We start from the raw sequence: 19,254 nt of genomic DNA on the forward strand, positions 1-19,254 counted from the left end.
ATACGATGCGTTTACACTTGGTTTATATTAAACAAACACAGGCTTTACATTCCTCGTCTAATATGGGTCTTAAGAACCTAAAAAGGGGAGTGGAGCTGCATGACGCTGCTTCAGCTTAAGACGCAATCAGGGGTGGACAAGGTTACGGACATCGATAAAAGAACCGGCTCGAAAACCGTGGAATATGAGGGGGCTGCGGATACCACGCTGGCTTCCTGGAGAAAGGTACCCATCATCGGAAGGTCCAAAACCTGCCGGGAAGTGATGGACTTGTTTATATCGAAAAGGGATGTCCCTTGCATTGTATTATGCCGGGATTCGGAAAAGCCGGGGGGAATCATCATGCGGGATACGTTTTACCGGCTGATGAGCGGCAGGTTCTCAAGGGAAATCTACGATCACCGCCCTGCTGCCGAAATTGCCGACAAGGAGCCCATGATCGTCGGCAGGTCAGAGCCGCTTTCGCAAATTCTCCAAAAGGCGCTGGAACGCCCGGAATCCCGGTTTTATGATTGTGTTTTGGTTGAGGAGCAGGGGGAACTCTTGGGCGCTCTAACCGTGCGCGACCTGCTTCGGCTGTCCGCCGAACTTCAGGAGCGGGCCGAGCGCAGACGGGAAGAAATGCTGAAAGACACCACACGCCATACCCGCAATATTGAAATGTCGTTAACCAAAGTGGCCGAAGCGGCGGAGTTGACCAAGGCAAAGTGCGAGCAGATAAAGGAATGGGCCGGCTCCGGCAGAGTAAAGCTTGACCGGGTCAACACCTCGTATTTGAACCTGGTTCAAGACATGGAAAAGCGGGCCGAATTTGTTTCGGATCTCCTGAACAATACGAAAGGGATATCGGAAATTACAAGCCAGATCACGGAAATTGCGAACCAAAGCAGCTTGCTCGCCTTGAACGCGTCCATCGAGGCTGCCCATGCGGGCGAACATGGCAAGGGCTTTCAGGTTGTGGCTGCGGAAGTGCAGTCCTTGGCCAAACAAACCAGAACCTTGTCATCGAGCATTTCCGGACTCCTTCAGCATATCCAGCGGATTGTGATGGACACCTCGCAGGTTACGGAAACCAGCCTGCTGGAAATCCGCGGGTGCGGTAAGTTTATCGCAGACGGGAGGCACAACTTCTTGGAGATGGAGGAGGCGCCCGGGACGTATCGCAGGCCGGAGGCCAAGTGCATGCCTTGACGGGTGAAACAACGTCACGTCTTAAGCAGATCCGGCTCGAACTGTCCGCCATCCATGGTTCCGAATAACTCGACGCTCCTACTAAACTACTACATGTTCAAGCCTCTTTCGATTTTACATTGTGTTTACAATTCCAGCGAATGAATATTACAAAAGATTAATATAATGGATATCTGGTGATAGCTGTTTTGTCCTGAGTGCTTAAATGAAGGAGACATGATCAACGAATGGAATCCATTATTCAAATTGATAAATTGAACCTTTACTACGACACGTTCCATGCTTTGAAGCAGGTTAATCTGGATATACCCGAGAAAACGGTAACGGCTTTTATCGGTCCTTCCGGCTGCGGGAAATCCACGCTGCTTCGCACGCTGAACCGGATGAATGACATGATTTCGGGGACGCGGATTGAGGGCAGCGTGAAAATTCAGGGAAAGGATATTTACAGCGAGGACCTTTATGTGGAAGAGCTGCGCAAGCAGGTAGGCATGGTGTTCCAGCAGCCGAATCCTTTTCCGAAATCGATCTACGACAACATCGCCTACGGCCCGCGGCTGCACGGAGTCCGCAATAAATCCGAGCTGGACGGCATCGTGGAGCAGAGCTTGAAGCAGGCGGCCTTGTGGGAAGAGGTCAAGGATTTTTTGAAGAGATCGGCACTGAGCCTCTCGGGCGGGCAGCAGCAACGTCTTTGCATTGCAAGGGCTTTGGCGGTTCAGCCCGACATTCTTCTCATGGACGAGGCAACCTCGGCGCTTGATCCTATATCTACTTTGAAAATTGAAGAATTAGTTCAGGAATTAAAGAGTAAATATACGATTGTTATGGTTACGCACAACATGCACCAGGCTGCGCGCGTTTCCGGAAAGACCGTCTTTTTCCTTAACGGGGAAGTGATCGAAGCGGCGGATACGGATGTGCTGTTCTCTACCCCTTCCGATGCCCGGACGGAAGATTATATTTCCGGCCGCTTCGGCTGAGTATTGTTTATCATAGCGAATTGGAGGAGCGTTGAATGATCCGGAGAATTGAGTTTGATCAGCAGCTTGATGAGCTGAGAACCCTGCTGAAAGAGATGAGCACGCATATGGAGGACGCCTTGGCGGCAGCCGTGTCGTCGCTTCAGACCATGGATACGGAGAAGGCCCGTCAAGTCGTTGAGCAGGATGCCCGGCTGAATGGGATGGAGGAGCAGATCATGGATATCGGCTCCCGCCTCATCGTGACGCAGCAGCCTGTTGCGAAAGACCTGCGCCGGATTCTGGTAGCCTTCCGGATCGCCAGCGATCTGGAACGGATGGGCGATTTGGCCCGGGACATCGCCAAGGTTACGATCCGTCTTCAGGGACAGGAGCTGATGAAGCCGCTGGTGGACATTCCGCGGATGTCCGATATCGTAAGGGCGATGGTATCGGAGTCCATCGAATCCTACCTGACGGAAAATACGGATTTGGCCTACAAAATGTCCCAAGACGACGATCAGGTCGACCATCTCTACAGCGTTATCCTGCATGATCTGTTCTCCCACCTGACTTCAAATCCGGAAACCGCGAATCAGGCCATGCTGCTTGTTATGGTCGGCCGGTACATCGAGCGTATTGCCGATCATGCAACGAACATTGGAGAAAGCACCGTTTATCTCGTAACGGGACACCGCCCGGACTTGAATCAATAAGACTGTACGGCGCCGGCATAAGCCGGCGTTTTTTTTGTGCAGAAATAAACTTAGGGCATCTTTGGAATGAAAACCATGCGGAATGGCCGCTGGAGGTTCGGTTTTAGAGGGAACCTATGTTATCATGTGAAAAGGAAAGTTTTAGAGGGGTAGGTGCCTGAATGGACAAGTTGATTGTCATTGATGGAAACAACATTATTTACCGGGCGTTTTTTGCGATGCCGCCGCTGACGAACGCAAGCGGGCAGCAGACCAATGCCGTATACGGATTTACGACGATGCTTCTCCGTCTTATCGACGAGCATAAGCCTACTCATATGATGGTTGCTTTTGATGCGGGCAAGGAAACGTTCCGCCATGCCGATTTTCAGGAATACAAAGGGAAGCGGGAGAAGACGCCACCGGAGCTTTCCGGCCAGTTTCCGCTGCTGAAGGAGCTGCTTCAAGGGCTGGGGGTCGCCCAGTTCGAAATCGGGGGCTATGAAGCGGATGATATTATCGGCACCATTACGCGCCTGGCGGATGAAGAAGGCCGCAAGGTGATGGTCGTATCCGGGGACAAGGACATGCTTCAGCTGGCGTCCGAACACGTGACGATTGCCATGGTCCGCAAAGGGGTAACGGATATCGAGCCCTACGGGCCTGCCCAAATCCAGGAGCGCTACGGTCTGACGCCGTCCCAAATTATCGATCTGAAAGGATTGATGGGCGATGCTTCGGACAACATACCGGGGATACCCGGCGTAGGGGAGAAGACGGCGCTTAAGCTGCTGCATGAATTCGGGTCGGTCGAGCAGGTGCTTGCCCGCAGCGGCGAGCTTAAGGGGAAGATGAAAGAAAAAATCGAAGAAAACGCGGATTCGGCCATACTCAGCAAAAAGCTCGCAACGATCTTCCGCGAAGTTCCGCTGGAACAGACACCGGACGATATGAAGTTCAACGGATTGAACCAGGAAACGGCAGGGCCCGCTTTGGCGAAGCTGGGATTCAAATCCCTCCTCGAACGGTTGAAGCTGGATGCCGGAGGAGGAGCCCATGCGCAGGAAGCGGCTCAGCCGCAAGCCGAGGTTCGGGTTACCGTCGTGGATGAGCAGCGTTTGTCCGAGGTTGCCGGGGCGCTGGACGAGATCAAAGTCATGCATGTGGAGACCCACGGGGATAATCCGCATCATGCCGACGTGATTGCTCTTGTACTGGCAGGCGATGAACAGCAATATTATATCCCGTTTGAGCTGTTGACATCCGAAGCGGCGGAGCCGATTCGGATTTGGCTGGCGGACAGCGCCATTCCGAAACGGGGATATGACCTTCACCGCATCGACCTTGCCCTTCACTGGCAGGGCATCGCGTTTGCGGGAGCAGCTTTTGACGTTCATCTGGCGGCCTATCTGCTGGACCCGACGGAATCCAACCAGACGTTAAGCGGTCTTGCCGCGAAATACGGCCTGTCTTTCCTGGAGTCCGACGACGATGTGTTCGGCAAGGGGGCCAAATGGAAGGTTCCCGAAACGGAAGTCCTCAGCAATCATCTGGCGAGAAAATGCGAAGCCATTGCAGAGATTCTTCCGCTGCAGGAGCGGGAGCTGACCGACAACGAAATGCTGCCTCTGTTCCATGAGCTGGAAATGCCGCTTTCGCGCATTTTGGCCGATATGGAAAAACAGGGCATCGCGGTAAATGAGGAAGCGCTCAAGGAACTCGGCCGTGAATTCGAAGAGCAGATCGCAAAGCTCGTAACCGAAATTTACGAGATCGCCGGCATGGAATTCAACCTCAACTCGCCGAAGCAGCTTGGCGAAATCCTGTTTGTGAAGCTGCAGCTTCCGGTTATCAAAAAGACGAAAACCGGCTATTCCACCGATGCGGAAGTACTCGAAAAGCTGGCGCCTTATCACGATATCGTCCGGCTTATCCTTCAATACCGCACGATTGCAAAGCTGCAGTCCACTTATGTCGAAGGGCTGCTCAAGGAAATCTCCCCTCAAACCGGGAAGGTTCATACGTATTACCGCCAGACCATCGCCGCAACCGGACGACTCAGCAGCCAATACCCGAATCTTCAGAACATTCCGATCCGTCTGGAGGAAGGACGAAAGCTTCGCAAGGTGTTTGTCCCTTCCGAGCCCGGCTGGTCCATTCTGGCGGCGGACTATTCGCAGATTGAGCTTCGCGTTTTGGCCCACATTTCGGATGACGACCGTCTCAAGGAAGCCTTCCTGCACGATATGGACATCCATACCAAGACGGCGATGGACGTGTTCGGCGTGAGCGAAGAAGAGGTGGACTCGAACATGCGGCGCTCGGCCAAGGCGGTCAACTTCGGGATCGTGTACGGGATCAGCGATTACGGCTTGTCCCAGAACCTGAACATTACGCGGAAAGAAGCGGCTAAATTCATCGATCAATATTTTGAGGTATTTCAAGGCGTACGCCGGTACATGGATGAAATCGTCAAGCAGGCAAAACGGGACGGCTATGTCAAAACGCTGCTTGAGCGCAGACGCTATCTTCCGGAGATCAATGCCAGCAACTTCAATCTTCGATCCTTTGCGGAGCGGACAGCCATGAATACGCCGATTCAGGGAACGGCGGCCGACATCATCAAGCTGGCCATGGTGAAAATGGATGCCGCGCTTTTCGAGCGGAAGCTGAGAAGCCGCATGCTGCTGCAGGTGCATGACGAATTGGTATTCGAGGTGCCTGAGGACGAGCTGGATATCATGAAGAAACTCGTGCCGGAAGTGATGAGCGATGCGTTTAAGCTGGCCGTTCCGCTGAAATCGGAGGTCAGTTACGGCGAGAATTGGTACGAGGCCAAGTAAAGGCCGGGAATGCCCGGCTTTGGAAGGGGCTTAAGCCGAAATCTCCCCAAAATCGATAGGCCGCTGCGACTTCACATCCGTTATAATAGGATAGAGGTGAAGCCATCATGCCGGAATTGCCGGAAGTAGAAACCGTAAAACGAACGCTTAATCAACTGATTAAGGGAAAGCATATAGATCATGTTACAGTCCATCTGCCGCGGATCATTCAGCGTCCCGACGATATCGAAGCTTTTGCTTTTATGCTCAAGGGACATACCGTAGAAGGCGTTGAACGCCGCGGCAAGTTTTTGCGAATCAAGCTTGACGGGCTTGTGCTTGTCTCCCATCTGAGGATGGAGGGACGCTACGGGTTGTATTCCTCGGGCGATCCCGTGGAGAAGCATACTCACGTCATTTTTCATTTTGATGACGGTACGGAGCTGCGGTACAAGGACGTGCGGCAGTTCGGAACGATGCATTTGTTTGCGCCCGGGGAAGAGTTCAAGCTTCCGCCGCTGTGCAAACTGGGTTATGAGCCTCTGGACGATACCTTTACTTTGGGGGCATTCAAAGAAATCGTCGGGACCAAAAAAACAAAAATCAAGGTTGTCCTGTTAAACCAGGCATACGTGGTCGGCATCGGGAATATTTATGTCGATGAGGCGTTGTTCAAAGCGGGCATTCATCCCGAGCGGATGGCCAATTCGCTGAAGGACAACGAGCTGGAACGCCTGTATGAGGCAATCCGGTCCACGCTTTTGGAAGCGGTCGAGGCCGGCGGATCTTCGATTAAATCTTACGTCAACGGACAGGGCGAGATGGGAATGTTCCAGCATCAGCTCCGCATTTACGGCCGCAAGGACGAGCCCTGCCACAACTGCGGCAGCCCTGTCGTAAAAACCGTGGTCGGCGGCCGGGGGACGCATTACTGTTCCCGCTGCCAGCCGTTAAAACCAAAGGCTAAAAGATAGGCGTGCACCCATCCCTTCTTCCATCCATATACTGCTCTTAGAACTAGCCGAAGACGAAACGTCCCCTTTTTCGGGAATTAGGCGGAACGTTCAGGCCGGAGGAGGGAGATGGGTGCTCGGTCTTATTTCACCCGTACTGCTGGCCATGGCTTTAAGCCTGGACGGCTTCGGAGCAGGGATTACATACGGGCTGCGGAGAACCAAAATACCGTTTCTGTCCGTGGTGATCATCTCGTTGTGCTCCGGTATCGTGCTTTGCATTTCCATGCAGGCCGGGACTTTGCTGCAGCGTATATTCTCCCCGTCAGCAGCTTCCGTGATCGGTGCGGTGATCTTGATGGTAATGGGGGGCTGGTCGTTGATTCAGCAGATCGCGGCCCGGTCAAACAGGGAAGCAGGAGATGAAGCGGTTCGCCGTCCAATAAGGACGGAGACGCGGAAAGAAGCGGCAACGAAAATGGTTTCCTTGGCCAAAAAGGAAATTTTTACGCTTGAGATCCGCAAGTTAGGCCTGGTGATCCAGATTTTAAGGAGTCCGACGCAGGCGGATATGGATGACTCCGGAAGCATTTCTTCCTGGGAAGCCATGTGGCTTGGGGCCGCATTGTCCCTCGATGCCTTTGGAGCCGGTTTGGGAGCGGCCATGCTCGGTTTCTCCCCATGGGTAACCTCCGCGGTTGCGGCCCTTTTCAGCGGGTTGTTCCTTTTGCTCGGCATGAAGGTCGGCTTTCGGGCCGCAGCCAATAACGGAATGCGGTTTATCTCTTATTTGCCGGCGTTTTTATTGTTTTTCATGGGTATAATGAAGTTATTATGAGGTGAAGTCATGAATATCGGTTTAACCGGGGGAATTGCAACAGGAAAAAGCACCGTGTCCTCCATGCTGGTCCGGAAGGGAGCCCTTCTCGTGGATGCCGATGTGATCGCCCGGGAGGTGATGCTCCCGGGTCATCCGGTTTTGGCAGAGGTGGCCGCGCATTTTGGACAAGATATCCTTCAGACGGACGGGCAGTTGGACAGAAAAAAGCTGGGTGAGATCGTGTTTAACGATCCGAAGGAACGGCTTGCGCTAAACGGGATTACCCATCCTGCCATACGCCGGGAAATTCGAAGACAGATGGAAGCTTACGAGAAGTCCAATCCGGAACAACTCGTCGTGGTTGATATTCCGCTGCTGTACGAATCGGAGCTTCAATCCCTTTTTCACAAGGTGATGGTCGTATACGTGCCGAGGAAAACGCAGCTTCAGCGGCTGATGGAACGCGATCGATTGACGGAAGAGCAGGCCAAGGCCCGGCTTGACAGCCAGATGGATATCGAGCAGAAGAAGAGAATGGCGGATTACGTGATTGATAACAGCGGCAGCATGGCGGAAACCGAACGTCAATTGGACGAGCTGTGGCCCAGGATAACACGCCCATGAGATGGCTAAGAAAAAAACGAGTTCTGCTGCTTCTGCTGGTGTCTTTTATCGCGGTTCTCTTTCTGAACAGCAACTGGATGACGTGGTTGTACCCGATTTATTATAAAGATCAGATAAGAAAGCATGCGGTTCATTACGAGGTTGACCCTTTTCTCGTCGCCTCCATCATTCGCGTGGAAACGAATTATAAGCCCGGCAAAGAGTCCAAGAGAGGCGCGCTCGGGATCATGCAGCTGATGCCGGATACGGCAAACTGGGCCATGGAAATGGCCAAGCTCCCGTCGGTGACGCTGGACAGCGTAAAACATGAAGCGGACGCCAATATCCAGCTGGGTACCTGGTATATCAAAAAGCTTCACGAGGAAATGGACGGGAACCCGATTGCGGCCATTGCCGCTTATAATGCCGGTCCCGGCAACGTAAGAAGCTGGATTAAAAAAGGACTGTGGGACGGAACCTACGAAAACGTAAAAAATATCCCAGTCGGCGAAACCCGGCACTATGTACAAAGAGTCATTTATTATTATAATCAATATACCGATGTGTACGATCATTTCTAGTCGGAATTAGCAAAAAAGAGCGCCGGACAGGCTTGTGGCAAGCCTGTCTAACACTCTTTGGATGAAGAATTAATTATTGACCGGAAAATTGACCAGCCAATTGCTGCTCGGCCAGGGTTACCAGACGCTTGGTAATGTATCCCCCGATCGAACCGTTCTCGTAGGAAGTCATGTTACCTTGGTATCCGTCTTGTGGAATGCTGATGCCCAGTTCTTGAGCAACCTCGAATTTCATTTGCTCAAGCGCACCTGTAGCACGAGGTACTACGAGGTTGTTGCTGTTTCTGTTACCGCCTTGTCCCATATCTGTTCACCTCCTTGAGTTGGTAAAAGTATTATGTCTCGGAACCGCAATCTTCATAACCTATTTTATCGTACATTTTCTGGAAATTAGTTGAGCCTGATCGGCGAATCCAAAATAAAGGAAGTGATGTTTGTTTATGAAATGCCCATACTGCGGTTACGCCGGAACGAAGGTGCTCGATTCCCGTCCTGCCAACGAAAACAAGTCTATCCGCCGCCGCCGCGAATGCGAGCAGTGCAGTCGCCGCTTTACGACATTCGAGATGGTGGAGGAGACTCCGCTCATGGTCATCAAGAAAGACGGGAGCCGGGAGGAATTCAGCCGGGAGAAGGTGCTGCGCGGCTTGATCCGGGCCTGCGAGAAACGGCCGGTATCCGTGGACCAGCTGGACATGATCGTCTCCGAGGTAGAGAAATCTCTTCGCAATACGGCTGCAGCCGAGGTGGAAAGCCGGGAGATCGGCGAGCTTCTCATGGAGCAGCTCTATCCAGTCGACGAGGTGGCCTACGTTCGATTCGCCTCGGTGTACCGTCAGTTTAAAGACATCAACATGTTCATGAAGGAACTGAAAAGCCTGTTGTCCAAAGATCCGCTGTCGGATACGGGCAATGAACGCGCATAACAGATTTTGAAGGAAGCCCTCAAGGAATTGAGGGCTTTTTCGCGTCTTTTAAAAGTTCTGAATATCCCGGCCGGCTGAATAATATGCATAAATAAGGTTTGCCGGTAAACGCATTCATTCCATGATTCAGGCTGTTTAAGGCAGAAGGCTCAGCATAAAGGAGGGAAAAAAGTGAGGCCGGGCAAAAGAAAATATGTTCTGATTGTTACGACGGTTCTGTGCGTTACTTTATTATTCGGCTGCAGCGGCAAATCGAAACCGGTTGATACCGGAAATCCCGGGAAGGGAGAGGAGCAGCAGTCGCCAAAGACGACCATCACCGTAACCTTTAGAGATGACGGGATCGGAGAGAACGGGACTCTTTATAAATGGATCAAGGAGCTCTCGGCAAGTTACCCCGACAAAAATGTAGAAATCAAACCGGCACCGATTCAGGCATCGGAAGGAGACTATTTTGCCAAGGTCGCTTTGGCGTTGAAATCGAAAGATACGGCACCGGATATCGTGACGGAGGATACGTTTATTTTGAATTCGGATGCCAGCGCAGGTTACCTTGAGCCTCTCGACGACAAATTAAAGGACTGGGAGGATTGGAGCAACGGATCCTTCATCGAGGCGATGAAAAAGGGCGTTACCGCAAGCGACGGCAAAGTTTACGGCGTTCCGTACAACACCGACTCCCGGGGACTATGGTACAACAAGGAAATTTTCAAGCAGGCGGGCCTTCCGGAGGATTGGCAGCCGAAAACCTGGGAAGACGTGCTGAATGCGGCGAGAACCATCAAGAATAAACAGCCCGATATCGTGCCGATCTGGATGAACATGGGCAAGGCTACCGGGGAAGCGACTTCCATGCAGACTTATGAAATGCTGCTCTACGGCACAGGGGAGCGGCTGTATGATAACGAAGGCGGGAAATGGATCGTTAAAAGCCAGGGGATTCTGGATGCCCTGACTTTCATCGAAACGGTCAACAAGGAAAAGCTGGGACCGCCGTTATCCAAAGTTTTGAACGGCCAGGCCGGAAATACCGCGACGCGCGAATATTTGCCGAAAGGGAAACTCGCCATTTCCCTGGACGGATCCTGGATTACGGGCAATTATTTTGAAGGCGGGGCGGCACCTTGGCCTGAGTATAAAGACGTGCTTGGTTTTGCCCCCATGCCGACAAGCCAAGGGCAGGAACCGGGGTCGATCACGCTGGCGGGAGGCTGGGCGCTTTCGATTCCAAGCCATGCCAAACACAAGGAAGAGGCTTGGAATTTCATTAAATATGCGCTGAATAAAGAAAATTCCCAAAAGCTGATTACGGCTTCAGGCAATATCACGGTCCGTACGGACGTGGCCAAGGATCCCGAATACACCAAGATGCCGTTTAACGAAACGGCGACGGAATATTTGCAAAATGCCGAATTCAGGCCTGCGCAGGAAAAATACCCGGAAGTATCCACCCAAATCCAAACCATGGTGGAATCCGTGGCTACGGGCACTTCTCCCGCCGATGCCATGAATAAGTATGCCCAGGACGTGACAAGAATCGTCGGCGCGGATCATGTAGCGGAAAAATAAAACGGAAAGCTTGCTCGAGCCGCCCTCCTTCTTGGGATGCATGCTTGAGCAAGCGCTTTTTGGTTCTTCTGCAGGCGAGGAGGAGAGAAGGATGAGCAGTTTGGCCGTATACCAAAGTTACAAGAGAAGAAAAACAACCACGTGGCTCTATTTTTTGCTTCCTTCCGTTGCAATCATGCTGGTGTTTTTCATATATCCGATCCTGTTGACTTTTTATTATTCCTTCACGAATCTTGCTTTAACGGGAGAGGCCGCCAAGGAACTGAAGTTTATCGGCTTTGACAACTATGTCCGCATGTTTGAAGACCCGACGGTTAGGGTTAGCATATGGAACACCTTAATATTCTTGATCGGATCGGCGGTGGTCGGTCAGCAGGTGCTGGGATTTCTGATCGCCCTCTTGATGAAGCACAAAAACAAGATGTTCAGGCGGGTCATCGGCACGATCGTATTGGCAGGCTGGGTCACTCCTGAAATTGTATGCGCCCTTTGCCTGTACAGCTTTTTCGGGGATGAGGGGACGCTTAACGCAATCATCGCTTTTTTCGGTTTTTCCGAGGTAACCTGGTTGTTTACCGTTCCCATGCTTACGATTATTCTGGCCAACATTTGGCATGGCACGGCTTTTTCCATGCTGGTATTCCAGGCCGCGCTGGATGACGTACCGACTGAGATCGAAGAGGCCGCGGTGGTGGATGGAGCCTCCAAATGGAAGATCTTCACGAGAATTATCGTGCCTTACATCAAAGGTTCCATTACGACGAACATGATGCTGGTTACCTTGCAGACGCTCGGCGTATTCGGCCTGATTTATGCCATGACCGGCGGGGGACCGGGTACCTTAACGACAACGCTGCCTATTTTTATGTACAATCAGGCTTTCGTAAATTACCAGCTTGGCTATGGAACTGCGATATCTTTGCTGCTGCTGCTCATCGGCATCGTTTTGAGCCTGCTTTATATCCGGTCCATGAAAGAGTAAATGAGGGTTGAGGGGAAAAGGATATGAATGCGAAACAACGCAAAGTGGTTTATCGGGTGCTGCCGTATGCGATACTTACATTCATCGGCATCTGTTTCGTTCTTCCGCTCCTGTGGGTTCTGGTCGCTTCGGTTGACGCCAATGCGATGCAATCGCTGAAGCTTCCTTCCCGAATCACGGGGGCCAATTACGCCGAAGTCATAACCAGCCCCGAGAACCAACGGGCGTTTATGATCGGCCTGTTCATGTCGCTCGGCCAAGCCGTTCTGGTGGTATTGTTGGCTTTGCTGGCAGCCTATCCGTTATCGCGCTACCAGATGAAATACAAGAAGCCGTTCATGCTCACCATCCTGTTTATGACATCGCTGCCGATTACGGCGGTCATGGTCCCGGTATATCAATTGTTTCTCGGCTTAAAGCTGTACGACAACATTTTCGGCGTCATCCTGTTCTATGTGGCTTCGTCCATGCCTTATGGAATATGGATGATGAAAAATTTCATGGACTCCGTGCCGAATGATCTGGAAGAGGCCGCCTGGGTCGACGGAGCCTCGGTCTTCACGGGAATTCGAAAGGTGGTGGCGCCTTTAATGGTTCCCGGGATTTGCACGGTTGCCATATTCACGTTTTCGGGAAGCTGGGGCAATTTCTTCGTCCCGTACATTCTGCTCCAGTCGCCGGAGAATTTCCCGGCCTCCTTGAAACTGTATCAATTTTTCGGGCAGTACGGCATGGTGGATTACGGCAGTCTGGCCGCATTTTCCGTGCTTTACGCGATTCCGGCCATTGTGATGTACATTCTGTCCCAGCAGTTTATGTCCAAAGGATTTGGTTTGCAGGGCGGAACGAAGGGGTAGTTACTCTTTAATGTTTTGGAAGAGCACGCCGGTTCCGGCGTGTTTTTTTTGTTTTTTTTCAACCAAATGTGACCAAACGCCGTCCATAATTGTGTTAAGGGTAAAAGGAGGTCACGCCACATGTTGAGTGATTCGCTCCGGCCGGGCGGAGATATTACGGAAGTCTATCAATTATACGGAAGCATGCTTTTCAAAATCGCAATGGTTCATTTGGGCAACAAACAGGACGTGGAGGAAGCCCTTCAGGAAACATTCATCAAGCTGATGTATAAATCGCCCCCATTTACCGACCGGGAACACCAAAAAGCCTGGCTGATCCGCGTCGTCACGAACCAATGCAAAAACATGCAGGGCAGCCTATGGCGCAGGCGGGTCATCCGGATGGAGGATATGGATGAATACTTCGAACAGTCTTCCGACCGTTCCCTCATGGATCATGTCATAAAACTGCCGTTCAAATATAAGGCGGTCATCCACCTGTTTTATTATGAAGATTATTCGGTCCGGCAGATCGCCGGCATTCTGCAAATCAGCGAATCGGCCGTCAAGATGCGCCTTGCGCGCGGCAGGCAGCTGTTAAAAATGGATTTGGAAAGCGAGGTTGAATCATGAACCCGAAGGAATATAAAACGCTACTGGATCGGATGGAGCCGGATGAGGGACTGGAGCAGCGGCTTGCAAAGCATGTTCGGGAACACAAGCAAGAACCGATCCGCGTAAAAAGAAACCGCCCGGCGTTTATCGCGGCAGGCCTAACGGCCGTCATGGGCCTCGGGGTCGTTCTATCCCTTACTTGGAACGAAACGAACAGGCCGGTCGTGACATCCGCGGTACGGCCGCAGGCTGACGGCCCTGCACCTGCGGTTAAGGAAGACCCGAATGCCGTCACCATACCCGAAATGAAGCTTCCCGAGACATCCGGCGCTCAAGCGGACATGATCGGATTAATCGTATACCAGGGGAAGATCTATACGCAGACGGGCACGAAAATCACGCCTGAAACCGCAAAGCAGCTGCTTGGAGAAAAACTGGGCCGCTCCACGGCCGGCATTGACGAATGGAGCGAAGCGTCCGATTATAAGGAGCTCGCATCAACCATCGGGGAAATGGACGTGTATTCGGTAAAAGGGTACGACAAGGAGTTTCGCATCATGTCTTATCTGGAGCTGGACGGGCAGATTTACGCCGAAGTATATGAACATTTGAACGGGATTACGGTTGCCAAGGGGGAGGATCTGGTCGGCAAGCTGAATTTGAAAGGCCGGGTCGTTTCCGCGAAGTGGCAGGATTTTGACGCTTGGAATATGGGAGGGGACAAGTTTCATTCCTTGGGGCCGGATTCGGTGTTGGAGCAGTTTATAAATGCTTTATATGAAGCCAAGCCCGTGGAGGAGGGGGACTGTATGAAGCGGGAATCTATCAGTCCGAAGGCAGCAATCAGAAATTTTTGCATCTGACGCTGGAAGACGGGACCGAGGTGGAACTCCGACTTTTTAAAGAAGGAAACTACGTCATATACGGTTTCGCCCCCGTGTTTCTTCAACTGGAACCCGAAGCGTTCTCTGCCTTATGGGAGCGTATGTAACATCCCCTTAGAATCCCTTGCGCTGCAAGGGATTATTTTTTTATTCACAATCATGTCGAAATTCAGCCCATAATTAAACAATTATGACCGATAATTTCCTTACTTTTTTATAGTGACTGTGATAAAATGTATAAAATTACAGTTTACTTAAGGAGAGTCTTAACATGAACGGAACAGCGAACTCATTCACCGAGCTTTTAAAATCAAGAAGATCCGCCATGAAATTCATTCCGGACGTGAAGATCGGCCGGCAGGAGCTGGAGGAGATGTTCAATCTGGTCAAGTACGCGCCTTCCGCCTTTAATTTGCAGCATGCCCATTATGCGGTCGTGACGGATTCCGGACTAAAAGAGAAGGTATACGAGGCGGCATATAGGCAGTATAAAGTTCTGACCAGCTCGGCGGTGATCGTGGTTTTGGGGGATCTGGAAGCTTATCATGACATCGGGCCTATCAATGAAGGTTTGCTGAGCCTCGGCATTATCGATCAGTTTGAATTCGATAAGACCGTTCGGGAAGTACATGACATGTACGAATCCAGGGGAGACGGCTTCAAGCGGGATGAAGCGATCCGTAACGCAAGCCTGTCCGCGATGCAGTTCATGCTGATCGCCAAGGAGCGGGGCTGGGATACCTGCCCGATGATCGGTTTCGATCCCGAAGCGGTCCGGGTAGCCCTTCAAATCGATGAACGGTATGTGCCGGTCATGCTGATCACGCTTGGAAAAGAGGACACCGGCAAGCAAAGACCCCGCGGCTATCGCAAACCGAATGGAGAGTTCGTGACTTATTACGGCGAATAAAATTCCAAAAAGACTGGTCTGTATCGATATTAACTGTCAACTCCGCGAAAGGTGCGGGACGACGCGGACATGATGAAAGATCAGGCCAAAGATTCAGGGTTGCATACTGCACGATGAAGTAAGGTGAACGCAGCTAAGCCCGCCCCGTTGTTGCCGGGGCGGGCTTATGTTTGTTGCCGTGAAACGCAAATCGCAACTGTCCATTTGGCAGATGGCCAGAGTCTTTGCTATCTGGAACAAGCCGCTTAGATCAGTTTCAAATACTCCACGATCGTGAGCAGTCCTTTGTCGAAGTTCTCCAGGTTGAAATGCTCGTTCGGCGCATGCAGGTTTTCGTCGGGCAAGCCGAAGCCCATCATGACGGCAGGCGCATTCAGCGTACTGGACAGCTTCTCGACGATCGGTATGGAACCGCCGTCTTTCGTGAACAGCGCGCGCGTACCGTATACATGCTCGAACGCATCCGCGGCTTTTTGCAGCATCGGATGGGACGGGTCGATGTTGAACGCGAAGGCTTTTTCCTTCGGCGAGAACGTAAGCTTGGCCCCGACCGGCGTATGGGCGTGAAGATGAGCCTCGATGGCGTCGAGTACGGCCTGCGGGTCCTGGTCCGCGACCAGACGGCAGGTGATTTTGGCATGGGCCTCTTTCGGAATGACGGTCTTGCTGCCTTCGCCCTGGAACCCGCCGTAAACGCCGTTCAGTTCCAGCGTAGGCCGTGCGCCGACGCGCTCCACGAAGCTGTAGCCTTCCTCGCCGAACAGGGCGTCAAGGTTCAGGTCCTTTTTCAACCGCTCTTCGTCGAATTGCTGCTTGGCAAATTCCTCGCGCATTTCGGGAGAAAGTTCCTGCACGCCGTCATAGAAGCCTTTCACGCTAACGCGGCCTTTCTCGTCATGAAGCGAGGCGAGCAAGGAGACCATCGCATGCAGCGCGTTCGGAACGCCGCCGCCGAAAGAACCGGAGTGCAGGTCGGTATTGGCCGTTTCCAAGGTGAGTTCCAGCGAACAGAGTCCGCGCAGTCCCGTGGAAATGGCAGGCTTGCCGGGGGCGAGCAGGGAAGTGTCGGAGATCAGGATCGCGTCCGCAGCCAGCTTGTCCGTGTTATTTTCCAGGTAGATCGGCAGGTTCGGGCTGGAGACCTCTTCTTCGCCTTCGATGCAGAACTTGATGTTGACCGGCAAATCTTTTTCCTGCTTTAGCATAGCTTCGACGGCTTTGACATGGAGGAACAGCTGTCCCTTATCGTCGGTGGCGCCGCGCGCATACAGCTTGCCGTTCCGGATGTCCGGCTCGAACGGCGGGGTTTCCCACAGATGAAGCGGATCTACCGGCTGCACGTCGTAATGGCCGTAGATCAGCACGGTCGGTTTGCCTTCGGCATGCAGATAATCCGCGGTAATGATGGGGTGACCTTCGGTCTGGTGAATTTCCACATGCTCCAGGCCTGCTTCCTTCAGCTTGCCGGCCAGCCATTCCGCCGCTTTGGCGACATCGCCCTTGTGCTCGGACAGGGCGGAGATGCTTGGAATCGACAACCATTCCTTCAATTCGTTCAAATGGGTTTCGCGGTGTTCAGCAAAATACGCTTTATAATCAACGCTCATATTGGGTGGATCCTCCTTTGGCTTACATTGGCATATCCCATGCCATACTTTACTATTTTACTCCTTTTTCCGAAAATACGAAATAAAGAGCTGACGACTCCTGCACTTCGCAGGCTGCAGGTTAGCCGTGCAAGAGATGGATGGAGGGCCTAATGCAAGGTTCATCCCGATTTAAGCCAATTTTGAGCCGAGCCGCTTCGCTTTGTCCAGCCATTTGGTCCGCTGCTCAGCGGATGACTTGTTTATGGGACTGAATTCGGTTACCCGAACAGGCGTAATGCCGCAGAACTGCAAAATGTTCCGTTTCATCACCCCGTACCCCGCACGTTTGTAAACCAATCGGTTGTACCAGGAAGGAGTGTCCGCCGTGACGATCAGATGGGCGGATTTTCCGGTTAAAAGCTTATCCCACATCGAAGAATTGTCCCGGTATTTGTAAGCGAAGCCGGGCAGAAAGATGCGGTCGATAAATCCCTTCAGGATCGCGGGCATCGCGCCCCACCATGTCGGATAGACGAAGACCAGATGATCGGCCCGGCGTATAAGTTCCTGGGCTTCGATCAGATCGCTCTCCAGTTCCGTGCGCCGGCGGTAACCGAACTTCAGGTTGGGTTCGAATTGCATTTTCCCTAGATCCAGTCTTTGAATTTGGACAGGATGCTGCATGGCGCCTTCCATATAAGCTGCGGACAAGGCCGAGCAGAGACTTTCGGGGTCTGGATGTCCGTTGATGATGAGAATGTTGGATTTCTTGGATTTCATGTTTGGGTTCCTCCCTTTAAACAACCGAATATCAAGCATGGATCCTCCGTGCTGCTGCGATATGGTATATTGGTGTGGTAAAGCTGAAGTCCTCTGGACTACAATCAGCATAGACGGATTTAATCGATGAATGAATGATCATCGGCGCAAATCGGACTGCGATTTCGCGCAAAGGAGGAGCAAGGCTTGAACGATCAAGGAGTTGCCGTTTCCATGGTATTCCCGATCCTGAAAACCATCGTCAGGAAGGGGTATGATACAGCATCGTTTTGCAAGGAAACCGCGTTTGACGAGCGCTTGCTGGAGGATGCGGAGAACCGAATAACCGTGGAGGAACTGGAGCGGCTCATGAAAGCGGCAGCCCGTTACACGGAGGACGATTATTTCGGATTACATCAGGGACAGATGACGGAGATCGCGGACCTGGGCATCCTTGGGTATGTCATGATGCATTCGGGCACCATCGCCGATGCGCTGGCCGCGTACCAACGGTATAACGTTATTCTGTGCAGCGGCTTTATTCTGGCGTGGGACGTCCGGGGAGAGGATGTACGGATCCGGCTATCCCTTCAGGGTCCAGGCCGGATGTCCAGGCATTGCGCGGAAGACATGGCGAGCTCTTTGGTTCAGATCATCGGGAAGCTGAGCAACCGGCGAATCCCGTTAAAAGAGGTGTTTTTCGAGCATGAAGCCCCGCCTGACAACCTTCCTTACTTGCGGGTGTTCGAAAGCGCGCCGCATTTTGGCGGAGAACAGCATCTGCTGGTCATGAGCAAGGAGGTGCTGAGCTACCCGGTGCTATATTCGGACGCCAGGTTGCTCGGGGTTTTTGAGAACATGGCGCAGGAAACCAGGGACATGATGGCAAGGAATCCCATGTTTTCGGAGCAAATCGTGTTGTGGATGAAAAAGTGTTTGCCTTCCTTTATGCCGACGCTGCAGCAAACGGCGGATCATTTTGGCGTGAGCACGAGAACGATCCAGCATAAATTGAAGGATGAGGATACCACATACCAACATCTGTCCATTCGGGTTCGCAAAGAGTTGGCGACGGACTTTTTAAGAAAAGAGGATTATTCGGTCGGCGAAATCGCGTATGCGCTCCATTATTCGGAGCCAAGCGCGTTCCAGAACGCGTTCAAGAAATGGACCGGGCTCACGCCGGGGCAGTATCGGGAGCAATTAAGGGAAGAGGGGAGCCGGGTGTGAAAAGGGTGAGAGGTCTCTGCCGATTATCCTGTTTCCTGTAAGGGATGTTTAGCTTAGGGAACCAACCGTAGGCAGCCCTTCCCGGTAGAGCCGGGAGGGGCTGTTTTACCCTTCTTTCCTGATTGGATTTCGGTTGATGGGAGGTGGTGCGGTGAAAATAATTGTATAAAATTTCAGTTTATTTTATTGTTGCAAGATTAAAAAGGCTGTGCTATATTATTAAAGTACTCTTTAAAAGCAACCTACCTATCACGGGGCCTTAGCTCAGCTGGGAGAGCGCATCGCTGGCAGCGATGAGGTCAGGGGTTCGATCCCCCTAGGCTCCAT

19 protein-coding genes and 1 tRNA gene are annotated in these 19,254 nt (G+C 52.2%); 17 read left to right on the forward strand and 3 right to left on the reverse strand.

Annotation, left to right across the window (positions count from 1 at the left end):
- The first annotated feature begins 99 nt into the window (after positions 1-99).
- From XI25_RS36250 to XI25_RS12395, 8 genes are all read left to right on the forward strand, one after another.
- Positions 100-1,191: a methyl-accepting chemotaxis protein gene (locus XI25_RS36250; protein ID WP_052759574.1), complete on the forward strand. Its 1,092-nt coding sequence runs from the start codon at positions 100-102 to the stop codon at positions 1,189-1,191.
- A gap of 227 nt (positions 1,192-1,418) precedes the next feature.
- On the forward strand, positions 1,419-2,174 hold the full coding sequence (pstB, locus tag XI25_RS12365) for a phosphate ABC transporter ATP-binding protein PstB (protein ID WP_046678831.1): 756 nt from the start codon (positions 1,419-1,421) through the stop codon (positions 2,172-2,174).
- A gap of 35 nt (positions 2,175-2,209) precedes the next feature.
- Positions 2,210-2,869: a phosphate signaling complex protein PhoU gene (gene phoU, locus XI25_RS12370; protein ID WP_046678832.1), complete on the forward strand. Its 660-nt coding sequence runs from the start codon at positions 2,210-2,212 to the stop codon at positions 2,867-2,869.
- A 161-nt stretch (positions 2,870-3,030) separates the two neighbouring features.
- The gene (gene polA / locus XI25_RS12375; protein WP_046678833.1) at positions 3,031-5,691 is read left to right on the forward strand and encodes a DNA polymerase I; all 2,661 of its coding nucleotides are present in this window, start codon (positions 3,031-3,033) and stop codon (positions 5,689-5,691) included.
- Between the two features lie 107 nt (positions 5,692-5,798).
- Positions 5,799-6,644, forward strand: coding sequence for a DNA-formamidopyrimidine glycosylase (gene mutM / locus XI25_RS12380; RefSeq protein ID WP_046678834.1), 846 nt, complete (start codon positions 5,799-5,801; stop codon positions 6,642-6,644).
- Between the two features lie 145 nt (positions 6,645-6,789).
- Entirely contained in the window at positions 6,790-7,461 is a 672-nt protein-coding gene (gene ytaF / locus XI25_RS12385; RefSeq protein ID WP_052759583.1) for a sporulation membrane protein YtaF, read from the forward strand.
- Positions 7,462-7,470: 9 nt separating this feature from the next.
- Positions 7,471-8,067, forward strand: a complete 597-nt coding sequence (coaE, locus tag XI25_RS12390) for a dephospho-CoA kinase (protein WP_046678836.1) — start codon at positions 7,471-7,473, stop codon at positions 8,065-8,067.
- Positions 8,064-8,627 carry a lytic transglycosylase domain-containing protein gene (locus tag XI25_RS12395; protein ID WP_046678837.1) on the forward strand — a complete coding sequence of 188 codons (564 nt, stop codon included), beginning with the start codon at positions 8,064-8,066 and terminating at the stop codon, positions 8,625-8,627. Before coaE ends, XI25_RS12395 begins: the two co-directional genes overlap by 4 nt.
- Positions 8,628-8,700: 73 nt before the next feature.
- On the opposite strand, the gene XI25_RS12400 is transcribed toward XI25_RS12395, so the two are convergent.
- On the reverse strand, positions 8,701-8,931 hold the full coding sequence (locus XI25_RS12400; RefSeq protein ID WP_046678838.1) for an alpha/beta-type small acid-soluble spore protein: 231 nt from the start codon (positions 8,929-8,931) through the stop codon (positions 8,701-8,703).
- A gap of 136 nt (positions 8,932-9,067) precedes the next feature.
- Here XI25_RS12400 and nrdR point away from each other — a divergent pair, with 136 nt between their 5' ends.
- From nrdR to XI25_RS12435, 7 genes are all read left to right on the forward strand, one after another.
- On the forward strand, positions 9,068-9,553 hold the full coding sequence (nrdR, locus tag XI25_RS12405) for a transcriptional regulator NrdR (RefSeq protein ID WP_046678839.1): 486 nt from the start codon (positions 9,068-9,070) through the stop codon (positions 9,551-9,553).
- A gap of 171 nt (positions 9,554-9,724) precedes the next feature.
- Entirely contained in the window at positions 9,725-11,122 is a 1,398-nt protein-coding gene (locus XI25_RS12410; RefSeq protein WP_046678840.1) for an ABC transporter substrate-binding protein, read from the forward strand.
- 91 nt (positions 11,123-11,213) lie between these two features.
- Positions 11,214-12,104, forward strand: a complete 891-nt coding sequence (locus XI25_RS12415) for a carbohydrate ABC transporter permease (protein WP_046678841.1) — start codon at positions 11,214-11,216, stop codon at positions 12,102-12,104.
- 23 nt (positions 12,105-12,127) lie between these two features.
- Complete coding sequence (locus XI25_RS12420; protein WP_046678842.1) at positions 12,128-12,961, forward strand: carbohydrate ABC transporter permease; 834 nt, start codon at positions 12,128-12,130, stop codon at positions 12,959-12,961.
- A gap of 120 nt (positions 12,962-13,081) precedes the next feature.
- The gene (locus tag XI25_RS12425; protein ID WP_046678843.1) at positions 13,082-13,573 is read left to right on the forward strand and encodes an RNA polymerase sigma factor; all 492 of its coding nucleotides are present in this window, start codon (positions 13,082-13,084) and stop codon (positions 13,571-13,573) included.
- The gene (locus XI25_RS12430) at positions 13,570-14,418 is read left to right on the forward strand and encodes a hypothetical protein (RefSeq protein WP_235439845.1); all 849 of its coding nucleotides are present in this window, start codon (positions 13,570-13,572) and stop codon (positions 14,416-14,418) included. Before XI25_RS12425 ends, XI25_RS12430 begins: the two co-directional genes overlap by 4 nt.
- A 292-nt stretch (positions 14,419-14,710) precedes the next feature.
- Positions 14,711-15,349: a nitroreductase family protein gene (locus tag XI25_RS12435; RefSeq protein ID WP_046678844.1), complete on the forward strand. Its 639-nt coding sequence runs from the start codon at positions 14,711-14,713 to the stop codon at positions 15,347-15,349.
- A gap of 245 nt (positions 15,350-15,594) precedes the next feature.
- On the opposite strand, the gene XI25_RS12440 is transcribed toward XI25_RS12435, so the two are convergent.
- The gene (locus XI25_RS12440; protein ID WP_046678845.1) at positions 15,595-16,956 is read right to left on the reverse strand and encodes a dipeptidase; all 1,362 of its coding nucleotides are present in this window, start codon (positions 16,954-16,956) and stop codon (positions 15,595-15,597) included.
- A 171-nt stretch (positions 16,957-17,127) separates the two neighbouring features.
- Entirely contained in the window at positions 17,128-17,718 is a 591-nt protein-coding gene (locus tag XI25_RS12445) for an NAD(P)H-dependent oxidoreductase (protein ID WP_046678846.1), read from the reverse strand.
- 186 nt (positions 17,719-17,904) lie between these two features.
- Between XI25_RS12445 and XI25_RS12450 the strand changes: the two genes are divergently transcribed.
- Positions 17,905-18,927, forward strand: coding sequence for an AraC family transcriptional regulator (locus tag XI25_RS12450; protein ID WP_046678847.1), 1,023 nt, complete (start codon positions 17,905-17,907; stop codon positions 18,925-18,927).
- 253 nt (positions 18,928-19,180) lie between these two features.
- Positions 19,181-19,253 (forward strand) — tRNA-Ala (locus tag XI25_RS12455).
- The last annotated feature ends 1 nt before the right edge of the window (position 19,254 follow it).

Origin of the sequence: Paenibacillus sp. DMB20 (assembly GCF_000987955.1) — a bacterium.
Lineage (GTDB): Bacteria > Bacillota > Bacilli > Paenibacillales > Paenibacillaceae > Paenibacillus_AQ.

What these genes read in the sequence shown, in the direction of transcription:
- phoU (WP_046678832.1), top strand. Translation starts at nt 2,210, where the DNA reads ATGATCCGGAGAATTGAGTTTGATCAGCAGCTTGATGAGCTGAGAACC.
- XI25_RS12395 (WP_046678837.1), top strand. Translation starts at nt 8,064, where the DNA reads ATGAGATGGCTAAGAAAAAAACGAGTTCTGCTGCTTCTGCTGGTGTCT.
- nrdR (WP_046678839.1), top strand. Translation starts at nt 9,068, where the DNA reads ATGAAATGCCCATACTGCGGTTACGCCGGAACGAAGGTGCTCGATTCC.
- XI25_RS12420 (WP_046678842.1), top strand. Translation starts at nt 12,128, where the DNA reads ATGAATGCGAAACAACGCAAAGTGGTTTATCGGGTGCTGCCGTATGCG.
- ytaF (WP_052759583.1), top strand. Translation starts at nt 6,790, where the DNA reads ATGGCTTTAAGCCTGGACGGCTTCGGAGCAGGGATTACATACGGGCTG.
- polA (WP_046678833.1), top strand. Translation starts at nt 3,031, where the DNA reads ATGGACAAGTTGATTGTCATTGATGGAAACAACATTATTTACCGGGCG.
- pstB (WP_046678831.1), top strand. Translation starts at nt 1,419, where the DNA reads ATGGAATCCATTATTCAAATTGATAAATTGAACCTTTACTACGACACG.
- XI25_RS12430 (WP_235439845.1), top strand. Translation starts at nt 13,570, where the DNA reads ATGAACCCGAAGGAATATAAAACGCTACTGGATCGGATGGAGCCGGAT.
- XI25_RS12415 (WP_046678841.1), top strand. Translation starts at nt 11,214, where the DNA reads ATGAGCAGTTTGGCCGTATACCAAAGTTACAAGAGAAGAAAAACAACC.
- XI25_RS12400 (WP_046678838.1), bottom strand. Translation starts at nt 8,931, where the DNA reads ATGGGACAAGGCGGTAACAGAAACAGCAACAACCTCGTAGTACCTCGT.
- mutM (WP_046678834.1), top strand. Translation starts at nt 5,799, where the DNA reads ATGCCGGAATTGCCGGAAGTAGAAACCGTAAAACGAACGCTTAATCAA.
- XI25_RS36250 (WP_052759574.1), top strand. Translation starts at nt 100, where the DNA reads ATGACGCTGCTTCAGCTTAAGACGCAATCAGGGGTGGACAAGGTTACG.
- coaE (WP_046678836.1), top strand. Translation starts at nt 7,471, where the DNA reads ATGAATATCGGTTTAACCGGGGGAATTGCAACAGGAAAAAGCACCGTG.
- XI25_RS12440 (WP_046678845.1), bottom strand. Translation starts at nt 16,956, where the DNA reads ATGAGCGTTGATTATAAAGCGTATTTTGCTGAACACCGCGAAACCCAT.
- XI25_RS12425 (WP_046678843.1), top strand. Translation starts at nt 13,082, where the DNA reads ATGTTGAGTGATTCGCTCCGGCCGGGCGGAGATATTACGGAAGTCTAT.
- XI25_RS12445 (WP_046678846.1), bottom strand. Translation starts at nt 17,718, where the DNA reads ATGAAATCCAAGAAATCCAACATTCTCATCATCAACGGACATCCAGAC.
- XI25_RS12435 (WP_046678844.1), top strand. Translation starts at nt 14,711, where the DNA reads ATGAACGGAACAGCGAACTCATTCACCGAGCTTTTAAAATCAAGAAGA.